General features: G+C 49.5%; 6 protein-coding genes. All 6 read left to right on the top strand.

Annotation, left to right across the window (positions count from 1 at the left end; translation table 11 throughout):
- Positions 1-365: 365 nt before the first annotated feature.
- Positions 366-1,169, top strand: coding sequence for an exodeoxyribonuclease III (xth, locus tag GXO76_02255; GenBank protein ID NOY76673.1), 804 nt, complete (start codon positions 366-368; stop codon positions 1,167-1,169).
- Complete coding sequence (locus GXO76_02250; protein ID NOY76672.1) at positions 1,166-3,124, top strand: Na+/H+ antiporter NhaC family protein; 1,959 nt, start codon at positions 1,166-1,168, stop codon at positions 3,122-3,124. The genes xth and GXO76_02250 overlap by 4 nt, the downstream gene beginning before the upstream one ends.
- A 130-nt stretch (positions 3,125-3,254) precedes the next feature.
- Positions 3,255-3,947, top strand: a complete 693-nt coding sequence (locus tag GXO76_02245) for a Crp/Fnr family transcriptional regulator (protein NOY76671.1) — start codon at positions 3,255-3,257, stop codon at positions 3,945-3,947.
- A 359-nt stretch (positions 3,948-4,306) separates the two neighbouring features.
- Positions 4,307-4,789: a DUF302 domain-containing protein gene (locus GXO76_02240; protein ID NOY76670.1), complete on the top strand. Its 483-nt coding sequence runs from the start codon at positions 4,307-4,309 to the stop codon at positions 4,787-4,789.
- Positions 4,790-4,905: 116 nt separating this feature from the next.
- Entirely contained in the window at positions 4,906-5,610 is a 705-nt protein-coding gene (locus tag GXO76_02235; protein ID NOY76669.1) for a hypothetical protein, read from the top strand.
- 327 nt (positions 5,611-5,937) lie between these two features.
- The coding region (locus tag GXO76_02230) for a long-chain fatty acid--CoA ligase (protein ID NOY76668.1) at positions 5,938-7,516 on the top strand (1,579 nt) is incomplete at its 3' end.

Below are 7,516 nucleotides of genomic sequence, written 5' to 3'. Positions count from 1 at the left end.
AATTGATTTTGGACAGCTAATTATTTCAATTATAATAACCTTCGTGAGTTAAGATCTTCGCAGTGAAAATTTATGAATTTTCCACTCCTTCACTTCAAAACCTGTCACCGTTTTTCACGCAAATTCCGCTTGCTTTTTTCATTCTTTTTTCTAATTTAAGAAAAACATCGTCAGGGGTTCTATTTTCTCTAAAAGGGACCAACACCCCTCGTGGTGCCCTGTGTAACCCAAAAGAACAACACAGAGAACCTCAGAGAGGAAAAAAAGAGAACCACGGAGAAAAAAATTTTTAATCTGAATTCGCGATTGCATCGATCTGAATTGAATTTCTGAATCCGGATTTAATCTTTACGGGAAATAAAACAATGAAATTACTGTCATGGAATGTAAACGGCGTTCGGGCTGTTCTGAAAAAGGGATTTTGGGATTTTTTGGAGAAAGAAAATCCCGATATCCTGGCAATTCAAGAAACCAAAATCCAGGAAGATCAGCTTCTGGATGAGCTTCTGGAGGTAAAAGGGTACCACGTGTACTGGCATTCCGCCCAGAAAAAGGGGTACAGTGGTGTGGCCACATTTTCGAAACAGGAACCGGTTCGCGTGCAATACGGCCTGGGAATCGATGCCTACGATCGGGAGGGCCGCGTTTTGGTCACGGAATACCCGGAATTTATGCTGTTCAATATCTACTTTCCGAACGGCCAGCGCGATCAGGGCCGGCTGGACTACAAGCTGCACTTTTATGCCGACCTCCTGGAATATTTGGATGACCTGAAATCACAGGGCAAACATCTGGTGATCTGCGGCGATTACAACACAGCCCACACAGAAATCGATCTTAAAAATCCCAAGCAAAATGAAAAAACATCGGGATTTATGCCCATTGAACGGGAATGGATTGACCGGTACATTGAACACGGCTACGTGGACACATTTCGACTGTTTCACCCCGATGAACCCGGCCAGTACACCTGGTGGACGTACCGCTTCGGCGCCCGGAGCCGGAATGTCGGGTGGCGGATCGACTATTTTTTTGTGTCCGACAATTTTGTTGACCGGGTAAAAAATGCAACCATCCTTCCCCATGTTATGGGATCGGATCACTGTCCCATCGGCCTGGAGCTGGACGTAGAATCCCCTAAAAACAACAAGGATATTTCACCGCGATGAAACACCGCATTTTCAAGAACCTTTTAATCGGACTATTTCTCTTACCCTCGGTTCTTTCGGCTGAGGCAGCCCATTCCGCCGTTCAACGGCCACAGGCCTTCACAATCAAGGCTCCTGCCTTTGCCGTTTCAAAAATTCCTTTTCGACTGGAGATTACGGCTCTAACGCCGGACGGCAAACGGGATTTCAGCTTTACGGGACCGGCTTTTTTTGAGAACCTCTTTGTGGAAGAGAATGGCCAAATTCTGGCCCTCGTGAAATCGCCCCCCTTTAAGAATGGCTTACTTATCCTGAAAAATGCGGTTCTCCCCAAAAGTGGTACCCAGGTCTTTCGTATTCGAAGCGACCAAAAAAGGGCCCGCTTTTCACTCCGGGTAATTCCGGGTATCCTGACCATTCTGCCGCCGCTTCTGGCCATTTTTCTGGCTCTGATTTTTCGGCAGGTCGTGATTTCCCTCTTTTCCGGGGTCTGGCTGGGTGCCATTTTTATTTACAACAATAACATCCTCACGGGTTACCTGAAATCTCTGGACACGTACATTGTTAATTCTCTGGTGGATCATTCTCACGCTTCTATTATTGTGTTCAGTCTCTGTCTCGGGGGAATGGTTGGCATTATCTCAAAGGCGGGCGGAACCGCTGGCATTGTGGAAGCCATATCCAAATTCGCCAAAAAGCCGCGAGGCGGACAGATTGCGGCCTGGGCCATGGGGTTGTTCATCTTTTTCGACGATTACGCCAACACCCTGATTGTCGGAAATACCATGCGCCCGTTTACCGACCGGCTGAAAATATCCAGGGAAAAGCTCTCCTACATTGTAGATTCCACAGCCGCGCCGGTGGTTAGTGTGGCGGTGATTTCCACCTGGGTCGGGTTTCAGGTGGGACTCATCCAGTCCGCGTTTGACAGCCTGGGACTCCACAAAGACGCCTATTTCATTTTCCTGCAAACCATTCCGTATTCGTACTACAGCTGGATCACCATTGCCTTTGTCTTTTTGGTCGCGCTTCTCATGCGGGATTTTGGTCCGATGTACAAAGCCGAAAAACGCAGTCTCTCCACCGGATTTGTCCTGTCTAAAAATGCACAGCCCCTTGCCGACACCGAATCCTTTGATATTCTGAACAAAGAGGCTGATATTCCGCTTCGTTGGTACAATGCGATTATCCCCATTCTGATTTTGATCGTCGTGACGTTTATCGGAATGTATTTTACCGGCTTGCAGGCTCTGGGAAAAAGCGCGGGGCACGTGCGTTTCGGGGAAATCATCGGCAATGCCGACTCGTTTGCGGCGCTCACCTGGGGAACGGTCACGGGGATTCTGGTGGCGGCCGTTCTGGCCATTTCGCAGAAAATTCTTACACTTCAGGAAACCTTTACCGCCTGGTTGGGCGGAGTGAAAGCCATGGTACTGGCCATGGTGATTCTGGTGCTGGCGTGGGCCATCGGACAAATCAGCGCCGATTTACACACGGCAGATTATGTGGTGGAAACCACCCGCGGACTCTTTTCTCCCAGACTTCTTCCAGCCATTACTTTCACCATTGCCGCATTCATCAGCTTTGCCACAGGGACCTCCTGGGCAACTATGGCTATTCTTACGCCTATTGTGATTCCCATCGCCTACAAAATGACCGGCACGGCGCTCTTCAGTGCCGACTTAAGTCACACCATTTTATTGGGGACCATCGGAGCGGTGCTGTCGGGTTCAATTTTTGGCGACCATTGTTCCCCCATTTCCGATACCACGATTATGTCGTCCATGGCCTCGGCAGCCGATCACATCGACCACGTGCGGACCCAATTGCCGTATGCTCTGGCTGCAGCCGGAATCGCTCTTGTTTTCGGGTACCTCCCCGCCGGATGGGATTTCCATCCGCTTATTACCATTCCAATGGGAATCGGGGTCATCGTTTTGCTTCTTCTCGTAATCGGGAAACGGCCGGATCGGTAGGTCTCTTTTCGATTTAGAGTTGATTTTTCTGTGGAATTCCACTACCTTAAATCCAGAATGACCCCTCACTATCTTTGCAAAAAACGGATATTTTCTCACTTTTAACTTGACTACCCCGGGAAGCGCGACTATGGAAAAAATCTGGTATCTTAAGAAAATCAATATTTTCAAGGGATTGTCGGATGAAGAAATGGATTACATTGATCACGTCTCCATCATGAAGCACTACGGAAAAAAAGAACCCATCTTTTTGCCGCACGATCCGGGAGACCGCGTGTATCTGTTGAAAAAGGGGAAGGTGAAAATCGCCCGGCTTTCGGCGGAAGGCAAGGAGCTCATTCTGGCTGTTTTGAATACGGGGGAAATCTTTGGCGAAGCCGCGATTTTCGACGCGGACACCCGTTCCAACATGGCCGAAACCCTGGAAGATGCCTACATTTGCGAGATCAGCAAAAAGAATTTTGAAGACCTGCTGGCCAAGAAACCGGATCTGGCGATTCGTCTGACCAAGCTCATCGGCTTTCGCCGCCGCCAATTGGAAATGAAGATCGAAGACCTGATCTTCAGAAACGTACAAACCAGACTGGTTCGCCTGCTGCTGAATCTTCGCACAACCTACGGCGTTCCCAACCCCTCGGGAATCTTAATCAACCTGAAACTGACCCACGCGGAAATCGCCAATCTGGTGGGTGCCACCCGCGAAACAACCACACTCTACCTGAATCAGCTCAAAGAAAGCGGCCTGATTGATTTCGAAAAACGAAAAATTGTGCTTCTGAAACCACAGGCACTTCAGAAAAAATTGGCTGCTTCGGAAGGGTAATTTTTGACCCACTAATTTTTCCATGGGACAATTGGAATGGGGGAAAATTAAAAAAACACACCCCTAAATCCCCTCTTTTTAGAGGGGACTTTCCGGCTAACACACACAGACGCAAAAAATCATGCTTTTTCTTTTTTCAGAGCAACACCAAAATTTTGAGACCTCAACCCTTTTCAATGACCCAAACCCACAAAAATCCCCTCTAACAAGAGGGGGGATCCGCCTTAGCGGAGCGGGGTGTGTTCGCTTTCTTCAGTATTTTTGTGTATTTTGTAAGCTACCTCACAGATTTCTGCCTCCCTTTGGGTTATCTTGTACATGAAATCAAGAAATTCAAACCAACCCAAAGGAGACACATCATGAAAATCAAACGAATCATCACAAGCCATGCGCTTTCAATGGCGCTTATTCTGTTCGCCATCGGACTTGTCCGCAGCACACCGGTCTCGGCCCAGGATTGGAACCTGCAGCAGGTTAAGGCAAAAGGCACCTACAGCGAGACCGTGGCACGCGTGAAAAAACTGGTCGCCGGAAACGGGATGATGATCCTGGGTCAGGTCAATCAGGGCAAAATCCTCTCCATGACCGGCCTGAAGCTGAAGGCGGTCTCTCTCTTTGTGGGCAACCCCACGATGGGGAAAAAGATTTTTTCAGCCGATCCCGGCGTGGGCATTGCCATTCCCGTCCGAATCAATATTTTCGAAGCAAAAGACGGAAACACCTACGTGAATTACTTCAAACCGTCGACTCAACTGGCGCCGTTCAAGAACAAAGCGGTTGCAATGGCTGCCAAAATGCTCGACAACAAACTGGCGAAACTGACGGCCATGTTGGCGAAATAACGAGTCTGCAGGGTGAGCGCATTTGCAGTGCGCCACCCTGTTTTTTAATTGGACAGGCAAAATTGACTCGCAGGATTTGAATCAATTTAAAATTTTTATAAAGGAGTGAAAATCAAATGAAAAATCAAATTACGGCACGGACGCTTGTTCTCAGTCTTTTTGTACTTTTGTTTGCAGGTATCAGCCCCAACCTGCTTGTGGCTGCTCAGGCCGGGTATTTTAATATGTCCGAGTTGGTGGTACGGGTCCTTTTCCCTTCCATCGGTTTCCTGGCACTGACGCTTCTCCTCGCCCGGTGGAAAAATGAAAACGTGCTGGTGCAAACGGTTCTGGCAGGCGCATTGGCCGGAATTATTGGAACGGTGGGATTGGAAGTCGTCCGTGAAACCGGATTTCGATTAGGCGGTATGCCCGGTGACATGCCCAAACTGATGGGTGTTATGATTTTGAATCGTTTTTCAGAAGGCCCCAATCTGGCATCGAACCTTGCCGGATGGAGCTACCATTTCTGGAACGGCGCAAGTTTTGGCATTGTGCTTGCGGTGCTTTTCGGACACATCCGCTGGTACTATGGCATTGTTCTGGCTTTGTTTATCGCTGTTGGTTTCATGGCAGGTCCCGCAACTGTGGCTCTCGGTGTGGGGCGATTCGGCGTGGATTTTGGCTGGGGTTTTCCGATTACCGTGACGCTGGCTCATGTGGCGTACGGCGCCCTTTTCGGATATTTTGACAAAAAATGGCTCCACGACGAAAGTGGGTTTTTTCACCAAATTCGGTTGCTCTTCTTTTCCGGCCGCCCACAGCGGCTTCACCAGAAATAGGAGCGCCCTTTGTAATCGGGAGATTTCTTCGGCCCTTGAGGGACGCGGATTATCATTTTGCAAAATCAAGGTTTTCCCCTTTTATTGTAAATGACATGCAATATTGATTGCAATAAGTCATTAATTAATAAAAAGATAATCCGAATATTTACAAAAATCAAATAATTTTTGTGCATCAGGCGAATGCTTATTCGTATATTAATAAAGAGATAGAATCCGGATTCTATGGAATGTCATACCCTGCTCCTGACCCCAATTGAGTTAAAATATATCTTCATACAAAATCAACCGATGTGCTTAATTTGGAATTAAATACGGAGGTGTCCCATGGAACCCAAACCCTGGTTCAACCATTACGATGAGGGGGTGCCGCATTCACTTCAGCCTTATCCGGAAAAAACTCTGCTGGACATTGTGGCCGAAACGGCGCGACAACGCCCTCAGCTTCCGGCCATGACATTCAAAGGTGCGCGTCTCTCCTACGCCCAGTTTGATGCCTTGAGTCGTCACTTCGCTTCAGGAGTGGCCCATTGGGGACTTCAAAAAGGAGAACACGTGGGGCTTTTACTTCCCAATTCGCCACAAATGCTCATTGCCCAATTTGGCGCGTGGAAAGCAGGAGCCGTGGTCGCGCCGCTCAATCCCCTGTACACGGAACGCGAACTCCTTCTGGCATTCCAAAAAAGCGAGGCTACACTGGCGGTGGTGCTTGCTCCCTTCTACGAGAAAGTGAAAGCCGTTCAAACGGAAACCCGTTTGCGGCGGATTCTTACGGTCAATATTAAGACATTTCTCCCGCCGATGCTGCGATTTTTATTCACCCTATTTAAGGAGAAAAAGGAAGGCTACCGACCAAGGCTTCGGGACGGCGACCAGGATTTTGACGCCTTTCTAAAAAGCAGCACGGCGCTTCCCGAACCAAACGTTCAGGTTGATGGTGACGACCCGGCACTGCTCATGTTTTCCGGCGGCACCACCGGAACGCCCAAAGCGGCCCTGGGTCTGCACAAACATCTGGTGATTTCCGGCACACAGTTTCAGGCCTGGTTTGGAGCCATCTGTCTGGAATGGACCGATCCCATAATGGCCTTAATGCCCCTTTTCCACATTTATGCCCAGGCCGGATCAATGGCTACGGCCATTGTGGGGCACCACCCGCTGGTTCTGGTGCCCAATCCCCGCGATTTGAACGACGTGATTGCCAGTATCGAAAAAGAAAAGCCCGCTTTCATGCCGGCTGTCCCCACGCTGTTCAATGCCATGCTGAATCACCCCAAAGTGGTGAAAAAGAAGGCGAATTTGCGTTCCCTGAAACTCTGTATTTCCGGCGCGGCTCCTTTGCTGCTTGAAACCAAACAGCGTTTTGAGCAAGCAACCGGCGGACGTATTGTGGAAGCCTACGCCCTCACGGAATCCATGCTGGCAGGCGTGATTACGCCCGTTCATGGCACCTACAAGCCGGGGGCGGTGGGTATTCCCCTGCCGGATGTGGAAATCAAAATTGTGGACACCGAAACGGGCACAAAAGAATTACAACCCGAGGAGGTGGGCGAAATCCTGCTTCGTGCCCCGCAACTCATGGCCGGATACTGGAAAAATCCGGAAGAAACCGCCACCACCATTCGGAACGGTTGGTTGTACACGGGCGACATCGGTTTTCTGGATAAAGACGGCTACCTGTACATCGTCGACCGCAAAAAGGACCTGATTAAGCCCAGTGGATTTCAGGTGTGGCCGCGGGAGGTGGAAGAGGTGATTGCGGCCCACCCGGCCGTGGCTGAAGTGGGGGTGGCCGGTGTCCCGGACGCCTATCAAAGCGAGGCGGTGAAGGCTTGGGTGGTGCTGCGCGAAGGGCATCATTTGACCACCGAGGAACTGCGTGCCTATTGTAAGCAAAAATTGACGG

It is taken from the genome of Calditrichota bacterium, assembly GCA_013151735.1.
Classification (GTDB): Bacteria; Zhuqueibacterota; JdFR-76; order JdFR-76; family BMS3Abin05; genus BMS3Abin05.
The sequence above is the reverse complement of the archived record's forward strand: the minus strand, read 5'-3'. Positions and strand labels throughout refer to the sequence as shown.

Coding starts and splice junctions, on each gene's coding strand:
- GXO76_02235 (NOY76669.1), top strand. CDS start 4,906: ATGAAAAATCAAATTACGGCACGGACGCTTGTTCTCAGTCTTTTTGTA.
- GXO76_02245 (NOY76671.1), top strand. CDS start 3,255: ATGGAAAAAATCTGGTATCTTAAGAAAATCAATATTTTCAAGGGATTG.
- GXO76_02250 (NOY76672.1), top strand. CDS start 1,166: ATGAAACACCGCATTTTCAAGAACCTTTTAATCGGACTATTTCTCTTA.
- xth (NOY76673.1), top strand. CDS start 366: ATGAAATTACTGTCATGGAATGTAAACGGCGTTCGGGCTGTTCTGAAA.
- GXO76_02240 (NOY76670.1), top strand. CDS start 4,307: ATGAAAATCAAACGAATCATCACAAGCCATGCGCTTTCAATGGCGCTT.